The 26130-nt window shown below is 66.2% G+C and carries 22 protein-coding genes and 2 tRNA genes; 15 read left to right on the forward strand and 9 right to left on the reverse strand.

From position 1 onward, the window contains the following. Positions 1-133: 133 nt before the first annotated feature. Positions 134-1999, reverse strand: coding sequence for a flagellin N-terminal helical domain-containing protein (locus UCD39_RS01820; protein WP_330495472.1), 1866 nt, complete (start codon positions 1997-1999; stop codon positions 134-136). Positions 2000-2559: 560 nt separating this feature from the next. On the opposite strand from UCD39_RS01820, the gene UCD39_RS01825 reads away from it, so the two are divergent. The 5 genes from UCD39_RS01825 to UCD39_RS01845 all read left to right on the forward strand — a co-directional run bounded on the left by UCD39_RS01825 (position 2560) and on the right by UCD39_RS01845 (position 4778). Continuing rightward, positions 2560-2636, forward strand: a tRNA-Pro gene (locus UCD39_RS01825). A gap of 109 nt (positions 2637-2745) precedes the next feature. After that, on the forward strand, positions 2746-3051 hold the full coding sequence (locus tag UCD39_RS01830; protein WP_330494436.1) for an ETC complex I subunit: 306 nt from the start codon (positions 2746-2748) through the stop codon (positions 3049-3051). Between the two features lie 49 nt (positions 3052-3100). Further along, positions 3101-3177: transfer RNA gene (locus UCD39_RS01835), tRNA-Arg, on the forward strand. Between the two features lie 138 nt (positions 3178-3315). Next, the gene (locus UCD39_RS01840) at positions 3316-4038 is read left to right on the forward strand and encodes a helix-turn-helix transcriptional regulator (RefSeq protein WP_186455974.1); all 723 of its coding nucleotides are present in this window, start codon (positions 3316-3318) and stop codon (positions 4036-4038) included. 464 nt (positions 4039-4502) lie between these two features. After that, positions 4503-4778: a hypothetical protein gene (locus UCD39_RS01845; RefSeq protein ID WP_330494437.1), complete on the forward strand. Its 276-nt coding sequence runs from the start codon at positions 4503-4505 to the stop codon at positions 4776-4778. A gap of 116 nt (positions 4779-4894) precedes the next feature. Here UCD39_RS01845 and UCD39_RS01850 read toward each other — a convergent pair whose 3' ends face one another. After that, positions 4895-6628 (reverse strand): DUF885 domain-containing protein, encoded by a 1734-nt coding sequence (locus UCD39_RS01850; protein ID WP_330494438.1) that lies wholly within the window; start codon positions 6626-6628, stop codon positions 4895-4897. Positions 6629-6907: 279 nt separating this feature from the next. Here UCD39_RS01850 and UCD39_RS01855 point away from each other — a divergent pair, with 279 nt between their 5' ends. Both UCD39_RS01855 and chrA read left to right on the forward strand, forming a co-directional pair. Next, complete coding sequence (locus tag UCD39_RS01855; protein WP_330494439.1) at positions 6908-7441, forward strand: nuclear transport factor 2 family protein; 534 nt, start codon at positions 6908-6910, stop codon at positions 7439-7441. A gap of 76 nt (positions 7442-7517) precedes the next feature. Next, the gene (gene chrA, locus UCD39_RS01860; RefSeq protein ID WP_330494440.1) at positions 7518-8861 is read left to right on the forward strand and encodes a chromate efflux transporter; all 1344 of its coding nucleotides are present in this window, start codon (positions 7518-7520) and stop codon (positions 8859-8861) included. Between the two features lie 31 nt (positions 8862-8892). Here chrA and UCD39_RS01865 read toward each other — a convergent pair whose 3' ends face one another. Next, on the reverse strand, positions 8893-9801 hold the full coding sequence (locus tag UCD39_RS01865) for a DMT family transporter (RefSeq protein WP_330494441.1): 909 nt from the start codon (positions 9799-9801) through the stop codon (positions 8893-8895). A gap of 509 nt (positions 9802-10310) precedes the next feature. On the opposite strand from UCD39_RS01865, the gene UCD39_RS01870 reads away from it, so the two are divergent. Both UCD39_RS01870 and UCD39_RS01875 read left to right on the forward strand, forming a co-directional pair. Further along, positions 10311-10895, forward strand: coding sequence for a flavin reductase family protein (locus tag UCD39_RS01870; RefSeq protein WP_330494442.1), 585 nt, complete (start codon positions 10311-10313; stop codon positions 10893-10895). A gap of 187 nt (positions 10896-11082) precedes the next feature. Further along, positions 11083-11289, forward strand: a complete 207-nt coding sequence (locus UCD39_RS01875; protein WP_330494443.1) for a hypothetical protein — start codon at positions 11083-11085, stop codon at positions 11287-11289. A gap of 37 nt (positions 11290-11326) precedes the next feature. Here the strand turns inward: UCD39_RS01875 and UCD39_RS01880 are convergent, their stop codons facing one another. After that, positions 11327-13411, reverse strand: a complete 2085-nt coding sequence (locus UCD39_RS01880; RefSeq protein ID WP_330494444.1) for a TonB-dependent receptor plug domain-containing protein — start codon at positions 13409-13411, stop codon at positions 11327-11329. 241 nt (positions 13412-13652) lie between these two features. Between UCD39_RS01880 and UCD39_RS01885 the strand changes: the two genes are divergently transcribed. From UCD39_RS01885 to UCD39_RS01905, 5 genes are all read left to right on the forward strand, one after another. Then, positions 13653-14459 (forward strand): ferritin-like domain-containing protein, encoded by an 807-nt coding sequence (locus UCD39_RS01885; RefSeq protein ID WP_442943587.1) that lies wholly within the window; start codon positions 13653-13655, stop codon positions 14457-14459. Positions 14460-14603: 144 nt separating this feature from the next. Continuing rightward, positions 14604-16493 carry a DUF885 domain-containing protein gene (locus tag UCD39_RS01890; RefSeq protein ID WP_330494446.1) on the forward strand — a complete coding sequence of 630 codons (1890 nt, stop codon included), beginning with the start codon at positions 14604-14606 and terminating at the stop codon, positions 16491-16493. A 370-nt stretch (positions 16494-16863) separates the two neighbouring features. Further along, complete coding sequence (locus UCD39_RS01895; RefSeq protein WP_330494447.1) at positions 16864-17709, forward strand: glycosyltransferase family protein; 846 nt, start codon at positions 16864-16866, stop codon at positions 17707-17709. A 66-nt stretch (positions 17710-17775) separates the two neighbouring features. Next, entirely contained in the window at positions 17776-18363 is a 588-nt protein-coding gene (locus UCD39_RS01900; protein ID WP_330494448.1) for a class I SAM-dependent methyltransferase, read from the forward strand. A 345-nt stretch (positions 18364-18708) separates the two neighbouring features. Further along, positions 18709-20418, forward strand: a complete 1710-nt coding sequence (locus UCD39_RS01905) for a DUF8728 domain-containing protein (RefSeq protein ID WP_330494449.1) — start codon at positions 18709-18711, stop codon at positions 20416-20418. Positions 20419-20503: 85 nt separating this feature from the next. Here UCD39_RS01905 and prfB read toward each other — a convergent pair. The 4 genes from prfB to UCD39_RS01925 all read right to left on the reverse strand — a co-directional run bounded on the left by prfB (position 20504) and on the right by UCD39_RS01925 (position 24853). Then, positions 20504-21626 (reverse strand): peptide chain release factor 2 gene (prfB, locus tag UCD39_RS01910; RefSeq protein WP_330494450.1). Its coding sequence is split into 2 segments (ribosomal slippage): positions 20504-21556 and positions 21558-21626, totalling 1122 coding nucleotides; the frame shifts between segments, so codons are not numbered across the junction. 151 nt (positions 21627-21777) lie between these two features. After that, positions 21778-23274 (reverse strand): methyl-accepting chemotaxis protein, encoded by a 1497-nt coding sequence (locus UCD39_RS01915; RefSeq protein WP_330494451.1) that lies wholly within the window; start codon positions 23272-23274, stop codon positions 21778-21780. Between the two features lie 289 nt (positions 23275-23563). Then, positions 23564-24217: an OmpW/AlkL family protein gene (locus tag UCD39_RS01920; RefSeq protein WP_330494452.1), complete on the reverse strand. Its 654-nt coding sequence runs from the start codon at positions 24215-24217 to the stop codon at positions 23564-23566. 114 nt (positions 24218-24331) lie between these two features. Then, positions 24332-24853 (reverse strand): hypothetical protein, encoded by a 522-nt coding sequence (locus UCD39_RS01925; protein ID WP_330494453.1) that lies wholly within the window; start codon positions 24851-24853, stop codon positions 24332-24334. Between the two features lie 139 nt (positions 24854-24992). On the opposite strand from UCD39_RS01925, the gene UCD39_RS01930 reads away from it, so the two are divergent. Continuing rightward, positions 24993-25373, forward strand: coding sequence for a hypothetical protein (locus tag UCD39_RS01930; protein WP_330494454.1), 381 nt, complete (start codon positions 24993-24995; stop codon positions 25371-25373). Here the strand turns inward: UCD39_RS01930 and UCD39_RS01935 are convergent. Continuing rightward, the gene (locus UCD39_RS01935) at positions 25370-26086 is read right to left on the reverse strand and encodes a helix-turn-helix transcriptional regulator (RefSeq protein ID WP_330494455.1); all 717 of its coding nucleotides are present in this window, start codon (positions 26084-26086) and stop codon (positions 25370-25372) included. The two genes, UCD39_RS01930 and UCD39_RS01935, sit on opposite strands and share 4 nt — an antisense overlap. Positions 26087-26130 lie beyond the last annotated feature (44 nt).

A 26130-nucleotide genomic window follows, 5' to 3' on the forward strand; every position in this document is an offset into this window, starting at 1 on the left:
GACGCTGGATGAAATGAAGAAGGGCGGCCCCGCGAGGGACCGCCCTTCTTTGTTGTGCCCGCCAGCCGAAATGGGGGGCCGTCGGAATGGGGGACCGTGGGGATGGGGACTGCGCCCATCCCCACGTCACCGATTAGAACAGCTTCAGGATGGCCTGCTGGCTCTGGTTGGCCAGCGACAGGGTGGTGACACCCAGCTGCTGACGGGTCTGCAGGGTCAGCAACTGCGCGCCGGCCTGGTTCTGGTCGACCTGGACCAGGCTGTCGGCACCGTCCGAGAGGACGTTGTTGAAGGCGTCGGTGAAGTCGGAGCGGGTCTGGATGACGTTCAGGTTGGTGCTGAGCGTCTGGCCGGCCGACCGCAGCTGGTTGGTGGCATAGGTCAGCTGGGCCACCGCGGCGTCGATGTCCGACCGGTCCAGGAAGTTGTTCTGGGCATAGTCGAGGCGCAGGCCCTGACCGTCGGTGGTGACGTTCGTGGACTTCACCGTCAGCGAGTTGGTGTTGGTCTCGTTGAACTGCACCGACAGGTCGTTCTGCGTGTTCGCCGGCGTTTGCTGCGTCGTCGTCATGTTGGCGAAGGCGCTGGCCGATGCCGCCTGCATGATCTTGGTCGGGTCGACGTTGATGCGCACCGTGCCCGTGGTGAAGGACATGGCGTTTTCGCCATCCGCCAGCTTGCCGCTGCCACGGTCATTGGCGCCCGAGCGGGTGATGGACACGCCATTCAGGTCGGTGGCGGTCACGGCGACGTCCACGTCCTTTTCAATGGTCGAGGTGCCATTGCCCGTGGTTCCCAGGGCCTCAAGGGTGGTGCGGTCCACCGTGAACGACACCACCGTGCCTGACGAGAAGGACACGGAAATGTTCTTCGTCAGGGCGTTGGACGCCGAGGTGCCCAGGGTGAAGGTGTTGGCGGTGCCCGTGCTGCCGGGAGCCGTCAGCGTGAAGCTGTTGCTGGTGCCTCCGGGATTCGAAAGCGTGAACGTGGACAGCGAACCGCCGGCGACCGTGGCGGCGTTGATCTTGCCGTACAAACCAGCAGCGATGTTCTTCTCACGGGTGGCGGCGTCCGGCGCGACGACATCACCAGCCGACGCGGTATAGGTGAAGGACGTGCCGTTGACCGTGGCGGTGAAGGTGTCACCCTTGTCGACGTTACCGGTGATGGTGATCGTCGACGTCTGCGGGGTGCCGGACACGCCAGCGGTGGTCAGGGAATTGGAAACCGCCTGGGTGTTGTCGAAGAAGGTGATGGACCGGGATTCGCCACCTTCCGTGATCACGGCGGTGCGGGTCTGGCCGACGGCGCCGCGCATCTCGATGGACACGTCGGAGAAATTGCCGGCGGTCGAGCTGAGCTTGCCGGACACCTTCAGGCCGAACAGGCCGCGGGCGGTTTCGGCCGAGGCGATGTCGCCGGCGCTGCCCGAGATATCACCCGTGCCGGACACGCGGATGGAATAGGTGTCCGACGTGGTCACGTTGGTGACGCGGCTGTTGGACAGGCCGGTGATGGAGTTGATGGTCGCCCGCGACACGGAGGTGGCGTCGAAGGTCTGGCCGCTGCCGGCCAGCAGGTTCTTGCCGCCATAGCCGCTGTCGGCCGCCAGCTTGTCGATCTGGTCCTTGATGGCGTTGAACTGGTCGGCCAGCGACTTGCGGGTGGCGATGGCGCCCGGATCATTGCCCAGGTTGGAATAGGCCGAGGTCGTCAGACCCTTGGCCTGGTCGATCAGCTTCTGGATGGAGGTGACGCCCTGGTTGCCCGCCTTGATGGTGCTGATGGCCTGGCCCATCGCATCCTTCAGGGTGGACAGGTCGCTGGCACGCTGGTTCAGACCCTGCGCGGCGAAGAAGGCCGTGGGGCCATCCAGCGCGCTATTGATCTTGTTGCCCGTGGACAGTTGAGCCTGGAGCTTGTCGATCGAGCTGTTGGTGTTCTGCAGCAACAGCAGGTTCGAACGCATTGCCGAAGAAAGCGCGACTTGAGAGGACATCATTCATCTCCTTTTGAGCTGCCGGAGGGCGGCCGTTTGGGCCGGTCTGATCCTTCTGGCGAGAGCAAGCTGCTGGTCCCACGACACCGAAAGCGCCACCCGCCCGCTGCCGGGGGGGCCTAAGTCCCCGTCTCCGGGCGGCGGCCCCTCCCCGCCGACGCGGCGGGAATTGGTCCGTCCGGGAAAGTCCGGGGGCGCTACGCTGTCATGGACGCCATCAACCTCCTCTGATGGACGGTTAGGTTCGGCTCACGAACCGCAGAAACCGTGCCAACAGCCGGGCGAGATGTTTACGTATCTGTGAATAAAGGGATTTTCGGCCCAAACCGTGGGAAGCGAGACAAGATCGCAAACAATCCGGCCGGCCATATTTTCCCCGCACCCGGTCAAATTTGCCGGGCGCCCCCCATCCAGGGCGGTCGGGATTTCCTGGTGTGGCGCGTCCTTGGGTGCAACCGGGTGGAGCCGGGGCAGGGCGTACCAGCCTTGCCGGCGGGCGGGCCGCTTTCCTGATTGACCATGGGCCCGGGAACCGCGTAAACCCTAGCTCGCGATGGTTTCGGGGCGTAGCGCAGTCTGGTAGCGCGACGGTTTTGGGAACCGTAGGCCCCCGGTTCGAATCCGGGCGCCCCGACCATCGCCCGGACTGGCGCCGGCGGGCGACGTCCGGCTCCCAAGCCGCCCGGCGGCCGTTCAAGCCGGACGGCGGGCACCAAGCGTTGTGTTCAACCGGGGACGATCCAGAGATGCAGGTTCGTATCTATCAGCCGGCCAAGACGGCCATGCAGTCCGGCCGCGCCAAGACCCATTCGTGGATCCTGGAATATGAACTGGCCACCCCCCGCCGGCCGGAACCGCTGATGGGCTGGACCAGCTCGGGCGACACCCTGAACCAGGTGAAGCTGACGTTCGAAAGCGCGGAGGAGGCCATCGCCTACGCGACGCGCAAGGGCTGGACCTACGAGGTCATCACCCACAACGACCGCATCGTCCGGCCGAAGAATTACGCCGACAACTTCCGCGCCGACCGCCCCCGCGTCGGCCGTTTCTGATACCCTGTCGATATCGGGCGTCCCGGCCATGGGGTCGGGACCGCCCTGGGGCCCCATAGCTCAGTTGGATAGAGCAACCGCCTTCTAAGCGGTAGGTCGCTGGTTCGAATCCAGCTGGGGTCGCCATTCCCCAAGGGCTTCTTCCTCCTGTATCCTGGCTCCGCCCATCCCCGCGCCCGGCACCTCGGATCGCTGGGGATTGGACGAAAAGGCCCGCTCGGGCCATACTCGCACTGGCATCCAATGTCGTGGGCGGGCGTCTCCATGAACCAACTCGACCGATCCCTCGACAAGCTGGCAGCGGCAAAAACCATCCCGCAGGTCGCCGAGGCGCTGGGCGCGGAAACCGCGCGCATGGGATTCGAATGGTTTGTTTATGACGTCCTGGTGCATCCCAACGGTTGGACCGGCCAGTTGGTGTGTGGGAACTATCCCCAAGCCTGGGTCGATCATTATATTCAGCAGCGCTATACCCGCGACGACATCGCCATGATCCGGGCGATGCAGTCGGTGGTTCCCAGTGCCTGGGGTGGGCCTGCCACCCACCTGCATCTGACAGAACGGCAACGCATCGTCCTTGAGGAAGGCGCGGAGGCTGGATTGAGATCCGGGGCCATTGTGCCGGTCCACGGCCCCGGCCCCGGCAAAAGCGTGCTTGCCGTCAGCAGTTCCCTCACAGGTGAGGGATTCACCCGCCTTTTCGCCAATCATCGGCACGAGTTGCAGGTGATCGCCACATACGCCCAGGAACAGATCATCAAGTTGGACGTCGGCAAACCAAGGGCCTCCCTGTCGCTATCCCCTCGTGAGGCTGAAATCCTGACCTGGACCGCTGTCGGCGAGTCCGCCCTGCAAATTGCGGGTCGCCTGAACATCTCGTCCCATACCGTCCACCAGCATATCGACAGCGCCCGAAAGAAGCTGGGCGCCCGGAATAAGGCACAAGCCGCCTCCATCGCCATCGCGCACGGCCTTATCCGAATTTAGGGGCAAATCTCCAAAGGTGCATCCCCCTTGGGCGCGAATCTGCCTGCGGACAACCTCACAGGAAGCCGGCTGCGTCCCGCGCCCATGCTCGCCAACCACCGGCATTGCCCGCACCCGATCTTAGGACTGGCCTCCCTAAAAATCGGGATATTGGCCATCATGCATTTCCACGCTAAAATCCACCAAAGAAAACAACAATTAATAATGGCAGGCGTGGGCCATATGCCGGGCCGGGATACTATAACCCAGCATTAATATATTCTTCACCCCACCTGCCGAATTGCATATATCATTTCCTTCGATTAGGGGCAGAAAAAATGTCTTCAGAGAGAAACTTCACAAATCAACAAATATTCTCGGTGGAAAATGTTAGGACGATCCGGGATTACTGTCTTGATAATAACACGATATGCTTTGGCGCCTCCGTCGCTTACATCACCTGCTACCAGCAAGACGGGAGGTTGATGGCCCATTTGGTGGCGAACTGTCTGGTCATCGGCCTAGGCCATGGGAAAACGGGGCTCACCCTTCAACTAGCGGCCCCCCTCGGCGACGGTAACTATATCCGCATGGCCGATACTGAAGTGACCAGCCTCATGGTCGCCCTACCCTGTTTTGAGGACCCAGTCATCGCCTTCGCCGACAACCGTTACATCGAGGCCATCAGAGGCTTCTTCAACACCCTCGGCGACGCCTCGACCGAACCTTCGCCACCCCGCCTGCGGCTCGTGAAGCCATAGATGCCTCCGGCCTTCATTCAGCCTCTACCACGACTCTCGGCTTTTTATTCCGACACGCGACGCCCGACCCGGCACTGGTCAGGGCTGGGGCTCTGCCGCGCCCCCCGTTGGGCCTCTTATTGGGCCCCCTGCCGGGCCAGCCAACGGCCCATCTGGTCGTGCAGAATGTCCATGGGCATGGGGCCGTCGTCCAGCAGGGCGTCGTGGAAGGCGCGGATGTCGAAGCGCGATCCCAGCGCCTGTTCCGCCCGCCGCCGTTCCTCCAGGAACTTCAGCTCCCCCACCTTGTAGGCCAGGGCCTGGGCCGGCCAGGCGATGTAGCGTTGCGTCTCGCCCAGCACGGCGCGTTCCGGCAAGGCCGTGTTGTCGCGCAGGCAGCGGGCGGCCTGGTCCGCGCTCCATCCCTTCCAGTGGATGCCCACGTCCATCATCAGGCGGCAGGCCCGCCACATATCGAAGGACAGGCGGCCGAAGCGTTCATAGGCCGTGCGGTAGACGCCCATGTCCTCGCCCAGTTGCTCGGCATACAGCGCCCAGCCCTCGATGAAGGCGGTGGGCTCATCCTTGCGGCGGAAGGCGGGCAGGTCGGTGCGCTCCTGCCCCAGGGCGATCTGCAGATGGTGGCCCGGCACGCCCTCGTGCAGGATCCAGGCGGGCAGGCCGAACAGCGGGTCCTCGAAGGAGCGGGAGCCCACCACCACCCGGCCGGGCACACCCTTGACCGGGTCACCCAGATCATAGCCGCTGGACGAGCCCTCCTGTTCCGGCGGCTTTTGCCGGATGGTCCAGGTCAGGCGCGGCAGCGTGCCGAACCACAGGGGCAGCAGACCGTCGACACGCTTGCCGATCTCACTGGCCTTTTCCACATAGGTCGCCAAATCCGGGGCGTAGAACTGCTTGTCCGTGCGCAGCTTGGCGATGAACTCAGGCAACGTGCCGGTGAAGCCGGTGGCCCGCATCGCCGCCTCCATCTCCCCCCGGATGCGTGCCACCTCCCGCTCCCCCAGCGCGAACACCGCGTCGGGCGCCAGGTCGGTGGTGGTGGAGCGGCGCACGGCGTAGGCGTAGTAGTCGCGCCCGCCGGGCAGGCTGCTGGCCCCCAGCGTGTCGCGGGCGTGGGGCACATAATCCTGGTCGAAGAAGGCCACCAGCTTCGCCTGCGCCGGCTTCACCGCCTGGGTCACCGCGGCCAGGGCGTCGGCGCGCAGCGCGGCCTGGCGGTCGGCCGGAATGGTGGCGGGCAACGCCTTCAGCGGCCCCAGCAGGGGGCTGGCCTCCGCCGGCTGGTCCGCCGCGATCCTCAGGATGTTCAGCACCGAAGCCGCGGTAGGACGCGGCTGGACGAATCCCGTCTCCAGCCCCCGCCGCATATTGGCGATCTGCTGGTCATAGTAGGCGGGCAAAGCCCTAAGGCGCGCTATCCAGGCCTGAGCGTCCGCCTCCGTCCGGATAACGGTGGTGGCGGCGGCATAGTTGGCCGTGTTGAAGAAGCCGTCGCCGTTGTCGAAGGGGATGCGGTCCTCATCGAACTTGGCCCCCTCCACCAGCACGCCGAGGCGCCAATCCAGCAGACGGCGGGTCAGCGCCTCCTCGCCGTCGGGGTTAGACGGGGGTAAGCTGTCCAAGCGGGCCTTCAGCGCTGCGTAGCCCTGGGCGCGGCGGTCGGCGGCGCCCTTGCTGACGTCCGGCCAACCGGGACCGTCGGTGCCGTCCGTCTGGCGGGCCAGCGCCTCATAATCGGCGATGACGGACGCGACACCGCCGGCGGGGGCCGGTTTGGCCTGCGGGGACGGGCCCAGGGGGCAAGCCGTGGCCAGGATGAAGGCCAACGCCCAAACGGCCCGGTTCATGGTCGCGCCCATATGTTTGCCCCCGTCATCCCCATTTGCCGCCAGCGTCGGTTTCCGGATACCGTATGTCAAATATTTTATCCCCGCTGGCGCCCCACGCCGGGGACACGGAACCAGGTCCCTTCACCGTATAATGGTTCGGGGCCTTAACCCTTCCCCGCCGTCACCCCAGAGTCGCCACAATGCCGGTGCAGGTAAAGGCGACGCGGGATGGGCGCGGGCGGGGCAAGGTCGCCCTGGTGCCCGCCTTTCCCGTGATGCTCAGCCCATGAGGAAGAGATGCGTCTGATCATCCGCGCCCTGGTCCTGGGCGCCGCGCTGGCCGGTTCCGGCCTGGCATCGGCCGAGGCCGTTCAGTCCCCCCACACCCAAGCCGCAGCCAACCTGCCAGCAGCCAACCAATGGGCCGGCGCCACCAGCAGCCGCATACCGGGCACCATGGCCGAGGGGGAGGCCAACCGCCAGACGGTCCTGGACTTCTATGACGCCTTCTTCAACAAGCATGACCTGTCCGCGGCGGATCGGTACGTGGCACAGGACTGCAGACAACATACGCCCGGCGTGGCCGATGGCCGCCGCGCCTTGCAGGACGCCTACGCCGAGATTTTCCAACGCCACCCGGACTCGAAGGCGGAGGTGGTGCGCAGCATCGCCCAGGGCGACCTGGTGGTGCTGCATGTCCATCGCATTCCGGCACCCGGCGACCGGGGTGAGGCGGTGGTCGAGATCTTCCGCGTGGCGGACGACCGGGTGGTGGAGCATTGGTCCGTCAGCCAGCCGGTGCCGGCCAGCAGCCCCGACGGCATGTTCTGAACACCTACCGCTTGACGCCGGAACGGAGGCGGGGCTTAGTCGCCGAATAGCCCGACACCCCCGCACGGCGATCCCCATGTTCCCACCCAGCGCGCCCCCACCCACCCTGGGCGAGGCCACCCGTGTCTGGGCCCGCATCGGTTTGCTGAGCTTCGGCGGCCCGGCCGGTCAAATCGCGCTGATGCATCGTGAGCTGGTGGAAAACCGCCGCTGGATCGGGGAGGCCCGCTTCCTGCACGCGCTCAGCTATTGCATGCTGCTGCCGGGACCGGAGGCGCAGCAATTGGCCACCTATGTCGGCTGGCTGCTGCATGGCCGGCGCGGCGGGTTGATCGCCGGCCTGCTGTTCATCCTGCCGGGCGTGCTGGTCATGCTGGGCTTGAGCACGCTGTACACCCTGTACCATCAGGCGCCGCTGACGGGCGCGCTGTTCCATGGCCTCAAGGCCGCCGTCCTGGCGGTGGTGCTGGACGCGGTGCTGCGCCTGGGCAAGAGGGCGTTGCGCGGATGGCCCGGCCTGGCCATGGCGGGCGCGGCCTTCCTGGCGCTGGCGGTCGGCCATGTGCCCTTCCCCGTGGTGATCCTGGCGGCCGGCCTGATCGGGATGGCGGCCCGCCCGGCGTTCGCGCCCGCCGCAGCCAACACAACCCCTGCCACCCCGGCGGGCGACGCCCTGCTGGACCGGCAACTGGACGCCGCCGTGCCGCCGCATGCCCAACCCAGCCGCCGCCGGGCCCTGTCGACCCTGGCCCTGTGGCTACCCCTGTGGCTGGGGCCGCTGGCGGCCCTGCGCCTGGTCACCGGCGCCGACAGCGTATGGACCCACCTGGCGCTGTTCTTCAGCGGCATGGCGCTGGTCACCTTCGGCGGCGCCTATGCCGTGCTGGCCTACGTGGCGCAGGCGGCGGTGACGGGATACGGTTGGCTGACGCCGGGGGAGATGATCGACGGCCTGGGCCTGGCGGAGACCACGCCCGGCCCCCTGGTGCTGGTGCTGCAACATGTCGGCTTCCTCGCGGCTGCCCACGCCCCCGGAACGCTGCCGCCGGTGCTGGCCGGCTTTCTCGGCGCCCTGCTGACCAGCTGGGTGACCTTCGCGCCGTGCTTCCTATGGATCTTCCTGGGTGGCCCCTATGTCGAGCAGGTGCGGACCCACACCACGATCACCGCCGCCCTCGCCGCCATCACGGCGGCCGTGGTGGGCGTCATCCTGAACCTGGCGGTGTGGTTCGGCGGCCATGTGCTGTTCAGCGGCAGCCGGCCGCTGCACCTAGGCCCCCTCGCCCTGCCCTTGCCCACCGGCCTGGACATCCCCGCCGCCCTGCTGGCGCTAGTGGCCTTCATCGCCCTGCGCCATACCCGCCTCGGCCTGCTGCCCACCCTGGCCGCCTGTGCGGCGGCCGGGTTGCTGCTGGAATAGGCGCCCGGCGGGTCGACGATCGTGTGACGTCTCAGGCCGTGGCCGTGTCCACGCGCCGCTTGCGCCAGGTCTTCGGGCCCAGCACCAGCAGGTTGCCGGCCACCGCCAGCGCCAGGCCGACGAAGGCCGCCGCCGACCAGTGATAGCCTTCGAAGACGGTGGAGATGACCAGCGCCAGGATGGGGATCATCACGGCGATGTAGCCGGCGCGGTCCGCCCCGATGCGCCCGATCAGGGAGAAGTAGGCCAGGAAGGCGATGACCGAGCCGAACAGCGCCAGATAGCCCAGGGAGGCGGCGTAACTGAGGCTGGCCGGAAAGCTGAAGACGGCGCCCCGGGCCAGCGCCACGCCCACCATCAGGACGGCGCCGAAGGCCATGCTCCACGCCGTGGCCGGCAACAGGGGCACGCCGGTGCGGGCACCGCGCTGCACGCAGATGCTGCCCAGCGAGGCGCTGACGTTGCTGAGCATGACCAGCGCCAGGCCCACCGCCGACTTGCCCGTCAGGCCGTCCACCTGCAACTCGGGCAGGAACAGCAGCACCACACCGCTCATACCGATCAGCCCGCCCAGCAGCACCAGGGGACGGATGGGCTGGCGCAGGAAGATACGGGCGTTCAGCACATTCATGAGGCTGAGGGCCGAGCCTGCCACCGCCACCAGGCCGGACGGCAACCGCTCCGTCGCCAGATAGACCAACAGGTAGTTGGTGGAAAAGGTGAAGGCGCCCACCAGGGCGACCTGCCGCCAAGCGTGCCGGGGCGGGATCAGCCTTTGCCGCGTCACCGCCAGCCAACCCATAAGCAGCACCGCCGCCAAGCCGAAGCGATAGGCGACCGACACCGCCGGATCCACGGCCCCCAGCTGGAACTCGATCACATACCAGGTCGATCCCCAGATGAGGACGGCGACGAGGTAAAGGCCCAGGATGGGGGACATGGCGGCGATCCGGCGGCAACGGTGGCGATGCGCCGGTGGGGGACACCGGCGCGGGCGGCAACGGTAGAGCCGTGGGGCCCCACCAGCCAATCCGTTTCTTGTGCCGGTGACATTTTTTGAAAAGCGCCGGCATCCGCCGCTATTGGGCCGCCGCTGTTGGGGAAGGGGTGCCTTCGGCGGACAGCAGGCAGGATGCCGCCGCCGTTGGCATGTTCACGACGATATCACTGTCAGCCGCCCGACTGGCGACTGGAGGAACAAGGGCCACGGCGGCGCAAGCCACCGCGAACAAGGTTTTCCTATTATCTATTTTCTTGCCATATCCTGCCAGGAACAGGGGCTTCGTTCCGTACCCCTCCCCATTCCGACGCGAAACCTTAATAGTGTCACGCCAACCGGCGACGGCGGGGCCCGACGCCAGCCAGGAAACCGTACCGGACGGGACCGGCATTTCCTTCTTCCCTTATTCTTCCGCCCCGCTCGCCCTGCCTCGACCAAAGACGGACACCATGGACGCCGCAGCCCAAGCCCCCTTCATCCAGCCCATCGCGCTCGCCAAGGCGTATCGCCTGCTGAATCACGGCCCCACCGTGCTGGTGTCCGCCCACCATGACGGCACGGACAATGTCATGGCCGCCGCCTGGGCCTGCCCGTTGGACTTCGACCCGCCCAAGGTCACCGTGGTGCTGGACAAGGCCACCGCCACCCGCGCCCTGATCGAGGGCAGTGGCGCCTTCGCCCTGCAGGTGCCGACGCGGGCGCAGGTGCACCTGACCCGGGGCGTGGGCGGCGAAAGCCTGGCCGACAGCCCTGACAAGCTGGTCCGGCACGGGGTGCAGTTGTTCCGCATGGAGGGTCAGGTGCCGCCCTTCGTGGCGGGCTGCGCGGCCTGGCTGTCCTGCCGGGTCGTTCCGGAACCCCACAACCAGCAGACCTACGACCTGTTCATTGGCGAGGTGACGGCCGCCTGGGCCGATACACGCGTCTTCAAGGACGGTCACTGGACCTACGAGACGGCCGACCCCGCCTGGCGCAGCCTGCACCATGTGGCCGGCGGCCACTTCTACACCATCGGCGACCCGGTCGAGGGCTGAGGTCTGCGCGGGCGGGATGGCTTGAGCATCGCGCCTTGCGAAAAATTCACGGCCTCGGCCCCCGCTGTTAGCAACCTGTTTATCTTCCCGGGCGTAAAAATACCGTCATGAGCCGCAACGCACGACTTCCCGCCATAATCCTTCCACAATAAAGGATCAGGTTAAGGGAAGTTCAGGAGTAGGGATCATGACCGCCGTGTTCAATAAAGATCGCCTGGTCACTTTGTGCCTGTGGGTACTACTGCTGGGCATAGCCTGGTCCCTGCCCGTGGTCAGCTACATGCGATCAGAGCATGAGCGGGCGCTGGTCAAGGCCGGCCACTATTACAAGCCCGCCTATCCGGCCGAGTTCTACGTGAACCCGCAGCCCTCCACCCCCGTCACCCCGCGCTGAATACCTGCCGCAGGGGTGCGAGACCTTTAGCCCACGCCTACCAATTCACCCGCACCCCGCCCGAGATGATCCGGCCCGGTGCGATCGCCACCAGGCCATCGACGCGGCGCCCTGATTCCACCGTGCGGTCGAACAGGTTCTCCGCCGTGGCGAACAGCTCCAGAGACTCCCGCACCCGCCAGGCCGCCGACAGGTCCACCGTGACCGTGGGCGCCAGCGGGCGCGTGTTCAGCCCGTCCTCATATTGCTGCCCGCTGGCCTTCACCCGCAGGGCCGTGGTGACGGCGGCCACCGGTGTCCAGGTCAGGTCCGCCGTGCCGGTGTGCAGCGGGCTCTGTGACAACCGCTTGCCTACCAGGGCCGGCAGGCCATCGGCACGCAGCACGGTGGAACGGCTCCACAGATAACCCAAACCAGCATCCAGCGTAGGATCCAGGGCCCAGGTCGCCCGCATCTCCACCCCCTCGGCCCGCACGCGGTCCAGGTTGCGGCGCTGGGCGAAGGTGCCGCCGGCGGGCACCACCACGCCGAAGCCCGGCACGGTGCCTGGCCGGTCGGTAATCTGCACATTATCCACGGCGTCGGTCACGCCGTCATGATAGGCGGTCAGGCTGACCGTCGGCCCCGTGGCGGGCGCCCAGGTCACCCCGGCCTCCACCCCCGCCAGGCGCTCCGGCTTCAGCCGGGCGTTGGCCTCGACGATATCGTTGCCGACGCGATAGGGGCGGTACAGCTCATTGATGGTGGGCAGGCGGAAGCCGGTGTAGGCGGCGGCGCGTAGGGTCCAGTCGCCCGGCTTGCCGAACAGCTCGGGCCGCCAGTCGGCCCCCAGCCGCGCCGTGGGCAGGGCGCCGCCCCGGTCATCGTAATGGTCGTTGCGGGTCACGACGCCGGTCTGGCCCCCTATCGGGACCAGGGAGCGTTCGACCCGATGGCCGTCGCCGGTGGCCCAGCCATCCAGGCGCACACCGCCGTGCAGGTCGATGGTCTCCGCCAGCGGCCAGGTCTGCTCGGCATAGACGCCGCCCACAACCTGGTCACCGCCGGCGTCGCGGTCGCGCTGAAACACGCCGGCCACGGGCTGGAAGCGCTCATGTGTCGCCCCCTCCGCCCAGCGCAGGTCGGCGCCCAGCACGGTGCGGCGCCCGCCACCCTCCTCCACCGTGGTGGACAGGGAACCGCCGGCGGCCGTCGCCGGCACGCGGTACTGGTCCAGGGCTGGCGTTTCCGCCGTGCGGGCGGCGTTGACGGAGGAGAAGCGGTTCTTGAAGACGTAGCGCCGCAGGTACAGCGTGCCGTGCCAGAGCAGGCCCAGCGGGCCGTCGGCGGCGCTGAAGCGCAGGCTGCCCTCCAGCGCATCCGTGCCGTTCTCCTGAAAGGGCGTGCCGTTGCCGCGATGCTCGTGAAAGGCGGAGACGGTGCCGGCCAGCGCCAAGGGGCCAGCCTCCCCTTGCGCCTTCACATCCACCCAGGCGTCGTCCCAGCCCGCCTGGGTGTCGATGGGGCCGCGCTGGTCGGAGCGCACCAGATAGCTGCCGTCGCTGCGGCTGGCATGCGCCAGGATGGAGACACCGCCGGCGGCGGCACCGGCGGTGCCTTCCACCAGGCCATTGCTGCCGGCACGCGCCTCGCCCCCATTCAGGGGCTTGGTGGTGATGCGGATGACACCGTCCAGCGCCTGGTTGCCCCAGGGGCCGGCGCCGCTACCCTCCGTCACCGCCACGCTGGCAATGGCGGCGGTGGGCAGGCGGCTCCAGTACACCCAGCCACCGAAGGGGTCGTTGACCGGAATGTCGTCCACCAGCACCAGGGTGCGGCCGGCGCCGTTGGGTCCCAATGAACGAAGCGAAACGCCCTGCGCGGTTGGATGGGCGCTTGTGCTGCCGGTGCGGCGGAACAGGGAAAAGCCGGGCACGCTGCGCAAGGCCTCATCAAGGCGCCGTTCCGGCGCCGCATCCAGCCAGGGCCCGTCCAGCTGGATGGTGCCATAGATGCGTTCGGTGGCGGCGTCGGGCGGCACGCGGCCGGTGATGATGATGGTGGGCAGTTGGTCCACCTCCGCCGCCGCCCATGCAACCGTCGGCAGCAAGGCCATCGCCAGCGCCATCCCCGCCCGCCTCATGACACGCATCCTCCCCCCCATGCCCCGTCTTATATCCGCAGGATGCCCTTTGAACCGCCCTCTGGAGCGACCCTTGACTTTACCCCGCCGGTTGGCGTCCAAAAACGCCATGGCACCTTATCATGTTCCCGAAACCGCCCCGGGCGCTACTTTAGAACCATTCCAAGATGGTTCGGCCGGTCAACCGTTGCCGCCCAGCCTGGCCGCCGCGGCCGTAACCGTGCTGACCACGGCGGCACCGATGGAGAAGGTGCGGCTGACGCGGACCTTCGCCGCGGCCTGGCGCGCCGGTTCACTGCCAGACCGTCCCGGCGATACGGTCCCACCGGATCGGCCGGCGCGGCCCGCGCGGCCGGAGCTGAAGCTGCCGCGCGACATGCCCAAGCGGCGCAAGGCCGGCAGCGTGGCGGGACGGGTGGCCCTGCTGCACGCCCTGGCCCATATCGAGCTGAACGCCATCGACCTCGCCTGGGACATCGTCGCCCGCTTTCCCACCTTCCCCGACGGCACCCCCGCCCCCAGCACCTTCAAAGATGATTGGGTGAAGGTCGCGGATGAGGAGGCCAAGCACCACGCCCTGCTGGCCCAGCGCCTGGCGGCCCTGGACGCCGCCTATGGCGACCTGCCGGCGCATGACGGATTGTGGCAGGCCAGCGAGGTCACGGCCCACGACCTGGCCGCCCGCCTGGCCCTGGTGCCCATGGTGCTGGAGGCGCGCGGCCTGGACGTCACCCCCATGATGATCGCCAACCTCAAGAAGGTGGGGGACGAGGACAGCGCCGCTGTGCTGCAGATCATCCATGATGAGGAGATCGGCCATGTCGCCGCCGGCCGACACTGGTTCGGCGTGATCGCGGCGGCGGCCGGCAACGACCCGGCGGCGCAGTGGCGCGCCCTGGTCCGCCAGTACTTCAAGGGCGACATCAAGCGTCCCTTCAACGATGCCAGCCGCGCCAAGGCCAATTTCCCACCGGACTGGTACGAGCCGCTGGCGCCCCTGGAAACCATTTTGGCCGGGCGGGACGCCGAAATGGAGGAGGCGGACTGATCCGCCCGGTTACCGTTCGGTAACAAACTGATCTTGGGCCCGTCGCTCCGCCCTTGCTACCATCCCCGCCAACTGTCCGCCCCCTGGGCGGCGCCTTCCCCTCTCCGCTGCCCCGCCAGCCCTGACCATGGTACCCGAACGCCCATGACCGCCTCTTCCTCCGGTGAAACGATGTCCCGCCGTACCCTGGTGCGCCGCGGCCTGATGGCCGGCACCGCCCTGGTCGCCCTGACCGCCCTGCCCGAGCTGGCGCCCCGGCCCGCCCTGGCGGCCCCGTCCCCTACGGCGGAGCCGTCGGCGACGGAGAAGGCGCTGAATGCCTTCTTCGAGGATTGCTGGAATGAGGATCTGGCCCGCGACCCGCAGCAACGCACCGTGCTGGGCCTGCCGGGCCCGCACGACAAGTGGACCATCCCGGACGACGCCCGCCTGCTGGAGAGTTTCCACCTGGCCGAACAGCGCTTGAAAACCCTGAAGGGCTTCAAGGAGGCGGACCTGTCGCCCAGCGCGCTGGTCAGCAAGCAGCTGTTCGAGAATGAGCTGCAGCAGACCATCACCCAGTATCCCTGGCGCAACCATAGCTATGTGATCAGCCAACTCACCGGCCCCCACACCGACATCGCCAGCTTCCTGATCACTTACCATGCCGTGGGCGGCGTGCAGGACGCGGAGGACTACGTGGCCCGCCTGGTGGGCATCGCCCCGCTGATGGACGCCTACCTAGCGCGCATCGCCAAGCAGGCGGACATGGGCGTCCTGCCGCCGGCCTTCGCCTTCAAATCCATCCTGGAGGCGGCGCGCAACGTCATCACCGGCAAGCCGTTCACGTCCAATGGCACCGCCAACGCCACGGAAACCAGCCCCCTGTTGGCCGACTTCACGGAGAAGGTGACGGCGCTGAAGCTGCCCGAGGCGGATCAGGCCCGCCTGCTGGCCGCTGCGGAGAAGGCCCTGACTGGCCAAGTCCAAGCCTCCTTCCAGAAGCTGATCAGCACCGTGTCGGCGCTGGAAACCAAGGCGACCGCCAGCAACGGCGTTTGGGCCCTGCCCGATGGCGAGCGCTTCTACCGCGCCCAGGTGCAGTTGATGACCACCCTGCCCCTGGACCCGGCGGCCGTGCACGTGCAGGGGCTGAAGGAGGTGGCGGCGCTGCAGGATGAGATGCGCGGCATCATGACCAAGGTGGGCTTCAAGGGCGACCTGCGCGCCTTCTTCGACTATCTGCGCACCGACAAGCGCTTCTACGACCCGGCCACGCCGGAGGGCCGCGCCACCTATCTGAAGCGGGCCAGCGACCTCATCGACCGCATGCGCTCCGACCTCGACCGGTTCTTCCTGACCAAGCCAAAGGCCCCCATCGTGGTGAAGGCGGTGGAACCCTTCCGGGAGAAGGCCACGGCCAGCGCCTTTTACGAGCCGGCCTCCCCCGACGGGTCGCGGCCCGGCGTGTTCTACGCCAACCTGTACGATATGTCGGTCAACCCCATCCCCATGCTGGAGAGCCTTTGCTATCACGAAGGCATTCCCGGCCATCACATGCAGATCGCCATCGCGCAGGAGATGGCCAACCTGCCGACCTTCCGCCGCTTCATCTGGAACAGCGCCTATGGCGAGGGCTGGGCGCTATACGCCGAGCGCTTCCCCAAGGAGTACGGCTATTACCAGGACCCGTATTCGGACGCCGGTCGCATCGCCTCGGAACTGTTCCGCGCCGCCCGGCTGGTGCTGGACACCGGCATCCACCTGAAGCGGTGGACGCGCGAACAGGCCATCACCTACATGAACGAAAACACGGCCAACCCCGAGCACGACAACATCACCGAGATCGAGCGCTACTTCGTCTGGCCCGGTCAGGCCCTGGCCTACAAGATCGGCATGAACAAGATCCTGGAACTGCGTGAGGCCGCCAAGGCCAAGCTGGGCGCGAAGTTCGATATTCGCGCCTTCCACGACACGGTGCTGACCTCGGGATCGGTCAACCTGCCGGTCCTGGAAGTTCTGGTGCAGGATTGGGTGAAGCGGACGGCGGCCTGATCCCCCGCCCCCAATTCCAGATCCAAGGCGGCGCGCGTGCCAGGCGCGGCGCCGCCAGCGCCATAGCGGGTATGCGTTATATTATCACATAAATCTGTGGCCGTCGGCGACGGGTCCGGGCAGGGTACCGCGTATCAAGGTCAAGGGCAGCCCAACCCAAGGTGGCGCCCGTCCGAACGAGAGCTTTGGCAGTTCACGTATGTGCGGGGGCGGCGTCCTGGCGGGTGCCGCCCTTTTCACGTTTTCAGGCCGGGTCGGCCCGGAACACCAACCGGCCCTGGAATAGACCTCTCGCACAGGCGTTTACGCCAAGGCTGTCTACACGCTATCATGGCAATGGCAAGGAAAGGACGGCGCTGGACGGCCATAGATGAAACTGCATGCCATACTGATCACACGCAATGACGACCTCATCATTGGGGATTGGCTGCGGCGGCATCACGGCTTTTTCGACACCATCGCCGTCGTCGATGGTTCCGATGGCACCTACACCCGCACCCTGTGCGCCGACTATGCCAACGTCCGCTATGACCGCGACCCGCCCGGCCCCATCACCGACCAGACGCTGCGGCACCGGGGGTACGAAATGCTGCGGGACGCGGCGACGGAAGGGGACTGGTTCTTTGCCGCCCACCCCGACGAGTTCCTGATCCACGACCCGCGGTCCTTAATGTCCATCACGGCCAACGTGGTGATGTGGTTGCCGCTGCACATCCTGCCGCACACGACGGAAATCGAAGCGTGGCGGGCCGCCGAAGGACGCCATCCCACCACGCTGTTCAGCCACTTCTGGTGGCGGCGCGGCGCCGTGCCCCACTGTGAATACCGTATGTGGAAACTGGTGCGCGAGCCGGTGTGGGATCTGGTCAGCACGCAGCCCAGCACGACGGTGATCCCCATGAACTACATGGGGGAAGCCATCCCCACGCTGGTGCCGATCTATCTGCACTACAAGTGCTACAACCCCCGCCCCGACCTGTATGAGGCCGACGGGCGGCTGAAGAAATCCAACCTGAATACGGGCATGCCCACCGCCGGCCAGGGCGAATACTTTTTCGACGATGACCACCCCTACATGGAACAGGGCGTGGCTTGGAACGTTGCCCGCTTCACCACGCCCGCGGATCTCGTGGCCCGCTTCGGCAACCCGCCTCGCTTGGTTCAGGTCGGGAACGAGTTGACGATGGTCAACGACGAGGGCGCCATCGTCCATTGACGGACGGCACTCCATTCCCTCCACTGCACCGATGCGGGAACCCGCAGCACCCTGGGAGGGGAAGATATGGATCAGCAAACGCTTGCCGCCTACGACACCGCAGCGGGCTCATATGCCGAGGACTGGCACAGCCAACCACCCCCGTCGGACCTGCATGAGTTGATCCGGCGGTACTTCACCCCCGGCGCGCCCACAGTGGACATCGGTTGCGGCAGCGGGCGGGAGGTGGCGTGGCTGGTGGCCAACGGCTATCCCACGGTGGGGTATGACGCCTCGGAAGGGCTGCTGGTGCAGGCGCAGGCGCGCTATCCCAGGCTGACCTTCCAGACGGCCGCCCTGCCCGACTTGGCCGGCCTACCCGAGCATGCGTTCACCAACGTGCTGTGTGAGACGGTGATCATGCATCTGGACGCCGGGTTGATCGGCCCCTCCGTCCGCCGGCTGGCCAACCTGGTGCGACCTGGCGGCACCCTTTACCTCAGCTGGCGGGTCACCTTGGGCGCCAATCTGCGCGATGGCGCTGGACGCCTTTATGCCGCCTTCGACAGCGACCTGGTGCGGGATGCCCTCGCCGGCGCCCCCCTCCTGCTCGACCAGGAGGCGACCAGCGCCTCCTCCGGCAAGACCATCCACCGCCTGGTTGCCCGCTTCTGAACGATGGCTCCGAAAGGACAAGGGCCGGCGGATCATCCCACCGCCCCCCATGACACATACAGAACAATAGAGCCGGGCGCGGGCTTATGTCTCCACCTTGTCGCCCTGGCCTTTGCGGCTTGGCGCCGCCGACCGGATCAGCGCTCCATTATTAAAGATGCCGCGCTACCAGAATTGGTATAATGGAAAATAGCGCGGCAGTCCGGTATCCACTCCTGAAATATTTTAAATATTGATACTGCCCGACCTGATCGCGCGCGAGCACGTAAGAATTAATTAGAATTATGGGCAGTCGGAATGCAAACAGCGCTGAACGTCGCAGATTCAAAAAGAATCTCACAGATTGTGTGGCTGAAATACGAGCAATGGATCGTGGGTCTGGCCAACCTGCTGATTCTCGGCGCCGTCATGGTCGCGGCGGGGAGGCCGTTCACCTATCCCCTGGACGACACCTACATACAAATGGCGATCGCGCGGACATGGGGTGACAGCGGCGTCTGGGGAATAGACCGCCTCGATCCGGCCGCCGCCTCCTCATCACCCCTGTTCGTCCTGGTCCTGGCGGCGGTCCACCTGCTGTGGGGGGCGCGGACGGGCTTCGAGCTGGTGCCGCTGGCGATCAACGCGGCCGTCATGATCGGCTGCGTGCTGGCGTGGGATGCCATCCTGGATGCCGCATCCGCGGCGGAAGGGGCGAGATCACGGCCAACCCCGCGCTTTCGGTCCCTCATGCGCGTCGGCATGCTGATGGCGCTGTCCGCCGCCACCCCCCTGTTCGTTACGGCCATCATCGGCATGGAGCATACGCCACAGGTGCTGGCCTACAGCCTTTTCACCTATCACGGCAGCCGGGCGGTGGCGGACCGCCAGGCGTGCCCTGACCGCACCATCATCCGCCTGGCCATCGCCGCCTGCGCCGTCGCCGCCCTGCGGTATGAGGCCGTGCTGATCATCGGGCCGCTGTGCCTGGTCGCCGTGATCAATGGCCGGCTGCGCCTGGCGGCAGCCCTGGCCTTGGGCGCCGCGGTGCCCATGGCGGCGTTCGGCCTGGCCTGGGTCGCGGATGGCGGATGGCCGGTTCCGAATTCGATCCTGATGAAGCTGATGTTGCATGATCAGGACGGTCAGCATGTCATCCAGTTCTTTCCGGCGGCCTGGACCCTGTTCGGGATCATGACCATCACCGCCGGCTTGGTCGCCCTTCGCGCCCATAGGCGTTGGTGGGGCCTCGGCCTCGGCAGCCTGCGTCACGACTGGGGCCTGGTTCTCGGCGGGATCGCCCTGTGCTGCGCGGCCGCCCAGGTCGTGCTGGGAATGGCGGGTTGGCTTTACCGCTATGAAGCCGCCGCCATCGCCCTGAACATGCTGGCCGCCTTCGTCATCCTGCTCCAGGACCATCGCCTGCGGGTCCAAGCCCTGGTGCTGCTGGCCCTGGTCGCGGTGGCGAGCTACCGGACAGCGGATGCCGTCACGCTGGCGACCGCCGCCCCCCACGATAGACGATGGGAACATGTCGAGCCCGCCGCGTTCGTGGCGCGCTTCTATGGGACGTCGCCAGTCATCGTGAATGATATCGGCGTCATGGCCTGGCTCGCCCCCCAGGCGCGGGTGCTGGATCTGGCGGGCCTCGCCAACAACGACATCGCGCGACAGCGGCTATCGCCATCCGGCTTGTCGTGGCAAGCCGTTGACGATTGGACCCGGCGGACCGGGGCGCCGTTGGCCGTCATCCAGATTTGCTGGGACCCCATCGCGCATGTCCTGCCGGACGGCTGGCGGATCGTCGCTTTGTGGGTGGGACCGCGGAACGTGCTGTTCGGCGACCGGGTCGTCGGTATTTTCGCCACGTCCCAGGCCGAAGCCGCCCCATTGGCGGCGAACCTGCGCCGGTATGAGACAACCGGCGGCCGCCTAGTCTACTTCGACGATCTTCCCCAGTCCTATCACATGGCGTTCATGCGGAAACTGCGGCAAACGGGCTGCTCCGCGGTCAAGGACCTGGCGACGGCGGCCCAGCGTTGGCGGGTCCAAGCGCCGGGACCCGGCGCCCGTTGACAGGCGGCCGGGGCCCGGCCAATGAAAAAGCCAGGGAGTCACCCCTGGCTTTTCATTACAACATCAAAACGATCGGGGCGCCCGGTCAGGCGTCCGCCTCGTCGCCCTGACCCTTGATGCGATGGGCCAGCGCCGCCTGCAGGAACTCGTCGATATCGCCATCCAGAACAGCGCCGCTCTGGCTGGTTTCGACACCGGTACGAAGGTCCTTCACCATCTGGTAGGGCTGCAGGACGTAGGAACGGATCTGGTGGCCCCAGCCGATCTCCGTCTTTTGCGCTTCCAGGTTGGCGGCGGCCTCCTCACGCTTGCGCAGCTCCATCTCATAGATGCGGGCGCGCAGCATGTCCCAGGCCTTGGACCGGTTCTTGTGTTGGCTGCGCTCCTGCTGGCAGGCGACGACGATGCCGGTGGGCATGTGGGTCAGGCGGACGGCCGAGTCCGTCTTGTTGACGTGCTGACCACCGGCGCCGGAGGCGCGGTAGGTATCCACCCGCACATCCTTCTCGTTGATCTCCACCACGATCTTGTCGTCGATGACAGGCGTGACGGAGACGCTGGAGAAACTGGTGTGCCGGCGCGCCTGGCTGTCGAAGGGGCTGATGCGCACCAGACGATGCACACCCAATTCCGTCTTCAGCCAGCCATAGGCGTTGTGGCCCTTGATCTGGATGGTGGAGGACTTGATGCCCGCCTCTTCACCGTTGGTTTCGTCCAGCAGTTCCACCTTGAACTTATGCTGTTCGGCCCAGCGGGTGTACATGCGCAGCAGCATCAGGGCCCAATCCTGGGCCTCGGTGCCGCCGGCGCCGGCGTTGACTTCCAGATAGCAGTCGTTGGCGTCGGCCTCGCCCGACAGCAGGCTTTCCAGCTCCAGGGCCGCCGCGCGCTTCTGCAGGGCGACCAGGCCCTGCTCGGCGTCGGCGATGATCTCCTGGTCGCCTTCCAGCTCACCCATCTCGATCAGCTCGATGCCGTCGTTCAGGTCGCGCTCCAGCGCGCGATAGCCTTCGATGGCGGTCTCAAGCTGGGTCTTTTCCCGCATGATCTTCTGCGCGCGGTCGGAATCGTCCCACAGCTTGGGATCTTCCGACAGGGCGTTCAGTTCGTCGTAGCGGCGGAGGGCATTCTCCCAGTCAAAGATGCCTCCTTAGCAGCGTCAAGGACTGTCGCACAGCCTCGACGACCGCCTCGATCTCGGCCCGCATCGCGGTCCTCCTCGTCTCGGGTCATGAAATGGTCTTGTAACGGACCGCTTAGATACCCGCTCAGGGCCTTGATTTGAACCCTGCATTTCGAAGGGGGGCGTTGCGGGGCGCAATACATCCGCATTCCGGGAGCACAGGTGCACGCGTGAAATCAACCCACCATGGCCATCGACGCGTCGCTGATCCGGCGCGTCAGGTCGTCGGCGCCCTGGGTGGCCTCGGCGATCTTGCTTAGGCTTTCGCTGATGCTGGAAACACCATCCGCCGCGGTCTGCATGTTGCGGGAGATGTCATGGGCCACCGCGTTCTGTTCCTCAACCGCCGCCGCCATGGCCGTGGAGATGGCGTTGATACGGGTGATGATGCCACCGATGCCCTGAATGGCGCGGGCCGAGTCGGTGGTGGCCAATTGCACCGTCCCGATCTGTTCGGCGATTTCACCCGTGGCCTTTGCCGTTTGGTTGGCCAGGGCCTTGACCTCGCCAGCGACGACGGCGAAGCCCTTGCCCGCCTCACCCGCCCGGGCCGCCTCGATGGTCGCGTTCAGCGCCAATAGGTTGGTCTGGCTGGCGATGTCGCTGATCAGCTTCACCACTTCACCGATGCGTTGGGCGGCATTCAGCAGGCCGGTGACGGAGCTGTTGGTCAGGTCGGTCTGATGAACGGCATCCTCTGAAATTTTGGACGCCTCAGCCATCTGGCGGCTGATCTCCTCGATCGAAGCCACCAGTTCGGTGGCGCCGCCGGCGATGGCCTGCACATTGCCGGACGCGATCATGGCCGCGTTGGAGGCGTGACCAACCTGCCCGTTGGCGATCGACATGGCGCCGGCGAGGCCCTTCAGGTCCTGGGCGATCGCCTTTTGCGTGGTGGCGCGCTGCTCACGGGCCTCTACCTGCGCGGTGATGTCGGTGGCGAACTTCACCACCTTGTAGGGTTTGCCGTTGATATCGAAGATGGGGTTGTAGGTCGCCTGGATCCAAATGGCCCGCCCGCCCTTGCCCAGCCGCTTAAATTCGGCGGCCTGGAATTCGCCGGCGCCCAGCGCCGCCCAGAAACGCCGATAATCCTCGCTGGCCTTGAAGGCCTCCTCCACGAACATGCTGTGATGCCGCCCCTGGATCTCTGCCAGACTGTACCCCATGGCTTTCAGGAAATTCTCGTTCGCGGTGAGAACGGTGCCGTCCATGGCGAACTCGATGACCGCTTGGCTGCGGTGGATGGCGTCCAGTTGACCCATGACATCAAGGGAGCGCCGTTTGGCCGCGGTGATGTCGGTGGCGAATTTGATGACCTTCACCGGCCTGCCGCTGGCGCCGATCACCGGGTTGTAGGTGGCTTGCAGCCAGATTTCCCGGCCACCCTTGGCCAGCCGCTTGTACTCCGCAGCCTGGAATTCACCCCGGCCCAGCGCCGCCCAAAAGCGCCGGTAGTCGTCGCTTATCTTGAAAGCCTCATCCACGAACAGGCTGTGGTGCCGGCCCCGGATTTCGTCCAGCGTATAACCCATGGTGTTCAGGAAGTTCTGGTTGGCGGTCAGGATGGTGCCATCCATCGCGAACTCGATGATGGCTTGAGAACGGTTGACGGCAGCCAATACGGCCCGCGAATCCGAACCCGTGCCCTGGGAAAAGAAACCGTTTCTCATAATTACCCCCTTCCATGACCATTTGGATAGGCCAGAAGCAGCGCCGGCCACACCCAAAGGTTATAATTGCATCCTTAAGTTTTCCTTAATGTCAACTCACCACCAAAATATATAAACTCTTTAATTTCAATGTATTATGACGCATTTACATGTCGTTAATTGCCGCCGCCAAGTATTAATTCGCCGATGGAAGTCCACCATTCCGCCCGAGGCCGTAGCCGGAATTAAAAAGGCCGCTCCACCAGTGGCGGAGCGGCCCTTACAAAGGCTCTTGCGGGAGCGTCAAATCTTAGAAGCGATACCCGACACCGAAGCCGACCAGCCAGGGGTTGATGTCAACGTCAGCCTTGATGGGCGTGCCCAGGCCGGCGTTCACGGTGGCAGTGGTGTTCAGCATCAGCTTCTTCAGGTCCACGTTCAGGGACCAGTGGTCGTCCAGCTTGTAATCGACGCCGGCCTGGAAGGCATAGCCGAAATTGTTATCGTACTTCATGGCCAGGGCATCGCCCTTGTCAATGCCATAGAACAGCGTGTAGTTCACGCCGACGCCGATATAGGGGCTGATCTTCTCATGCGGCATGAAGTGGTACTGCAAGGTCAGCGTCGGCGGCAGCAGCCAGACATTGCCCAGGTCCACCTTGCCCAGCGGCGTGCCCGACGCCTTGACGTTGTGCGGCGTGGTGCCGGCGATCAACTCGGCAGCGATGCTGTCGGTGAAGAAGTAGCTGAAGTCCAGTTCCGGGACGATGGCGGTGCTGATGTCGGTGTGACCGGGGATACCGGCACCGCCCAGGGACAAGGAACTGCCGACGTCCGGGGCCACTACCAGGGCACGGCCCCGGATCAGGAAATCGCCCGCGTCGGAGGCGCGCGCCGTCGAAGCGGCACCGTAAACACCAGCCAGAAGCGCAACAGCGGCTGCCGTGACGGACAAGAACTTCATCACTTACCCCTCCTTGAATAGTGAGGCCGGCGAATGTTCCACCGCCTTGGCGCCACACTTATTTCCAATGAGAGGTGTTTTATTGCATCCTGATGGCCGTATCCCTGACCTGCATCAATCAGCGTCTACAAGCGACGCAATGCGGACCGGCGGAAAGGCCATGCCGGTTTGATCAGGGTCATGTCCGCCAACGGCCAGCGCGATGGCGTCCAGGCAGGCGCCATCCAGCCGCGTCAGCCCCACGGGCAGGCTGAGCCCCCACCCCATGGCTGCCAGTGCCCCATCTAGGACAGCGGCTAGCCGCACCGGCCGCGACGGCAGATAGGCCACCGGCAGGCAGGCCCAGTCACGCCCGGCGGCGTCACGCTCGTCATACATCGCCCCAGGCAGGACGTGACCCACCGTCAGGAACGCGGCGCCCCCCATGGCATCGGGGGCGAAACAGGCCACGCGGTCCCCCACCCCCAACCGGCGCAGCACCCCGCCATGACGCGCCGGCAGGCGCACGTCCCCCGCCTCGCGGCCCTGCCCGATGGCGCCGACGGAGGCCACCCACACCCAGCCGGCGGCACCGGTGGCGCAGCACAAGGAGAAGGACGGCGGCAATTCAGATGTGAAGGCGGCTTCGGTGGACATGACAGCGGCTCCATCAGACGAAGCCGCATCTTGCCCCCGCCCCCTGACAAGTCCTGTCAGCAGCATCGATGCCCTCGCCAAACCTTTGCCCAAACGTTAGTCTGCCGGCCTTTCGCAAGCCCCCGCCCGGAAGAACAGCATGCTTTTCAGGATCCTCGTACTGGTCGGCCTTGTCGCCGCCGCCCCGGCGCGGGCCCATGATTGCCAGCCCTACCAGCCGGAGCCTGTGACCCTGACCGGGGAAATCACCCTGCAGCACGGCACCCGCAACGGCCCCAAGGGCGTCACCCGCGAGGATTATTATGTGCTGACCCTGCCGCAGATGATCTGCATCGCCGGCGGCACCGCGGAGACGGATGAGGACGTGGAGTCCATCGACGCCCTGCAATTGAAGCTGCCCCAGGGCGTCAAGCCGCCGCTGGGCCGCCGCGTGGCCGTGACCGGCACCCTGTTCCATAGCGTGGGCGATGGCCATACCGACGTACTGCTGACCTACGACAGCGCCAAGCCGTCGCCTTAAGGCACCTTACCGGACTTGGCAACGTCCGACTGGGCGGCCTTCATCTCCGCCCGCCAGTCGGCCAGCAGGGCATGGCGCCGGCGGGGATAGCGCTCATCCGCCACCGCCACCTCGACGATGCGGTCGGTGCGGAAATGGCGGAACGCCTGCCGCGTCTCGCACCAGGCGGCGACCATGCGGATGCGCTCGAAAAAGGCCAGGGCGAAGGGCCAGATGACGCGGTCGCTGGCCCGCCCCTGGCCGTCGGTGTAGGCAATGCGCAGCTTTCGTTCCGTGCGGATGGCGCGGCGGATTTCCGTCAGGTCGCGCGGTTCGGCCACGCTGGGTTGGAGGGAGACGGGCAGCAGGCCGCTGTCCTCCGCCAGCGCCTTCAGGTCGGCGGGCAGCACGGCCATGATCTTGGCGGCCGCGTTCTGCGCCGCCAGCCCCAGGGGGCCGTCGCCCCGCTGCGCCACCCAGCGCAGGCCCAGCACCAGGGCCTCGATCTCATCATCCCCAAACATGAGCGGCGGCAGCATGAAGCCGGGCCGCAGGACATAGCCCAGCCCCGCCTCCCCCTCCACCGGCACGCCCTGGCCCGCCAGGGTGCCGATGTCGCGGTAAACGGTGCGGATGGATACGCCAAGCTCGGCCGCCAGTTCAGCGGCGGTCACCGGCCGCCGGTGACGGCGCAGGGCCTGGATGAGGTCGAGCAGGCGGGCGGAGCGGGACAAGGGCGGCAGGTCCGGGCGGATGAAGCTTGCCGGAGGATAGCCCG

This window comes from Nitrospirillum karajorum, assembly GCF_036348415.1.
Lineage (GTDB): Bacteria > Pseudomonadota > Alphaproteobacteria > Azospirillales > Azospirillaceae > Nitrospirillum > Nitrospirillum amazonense_B.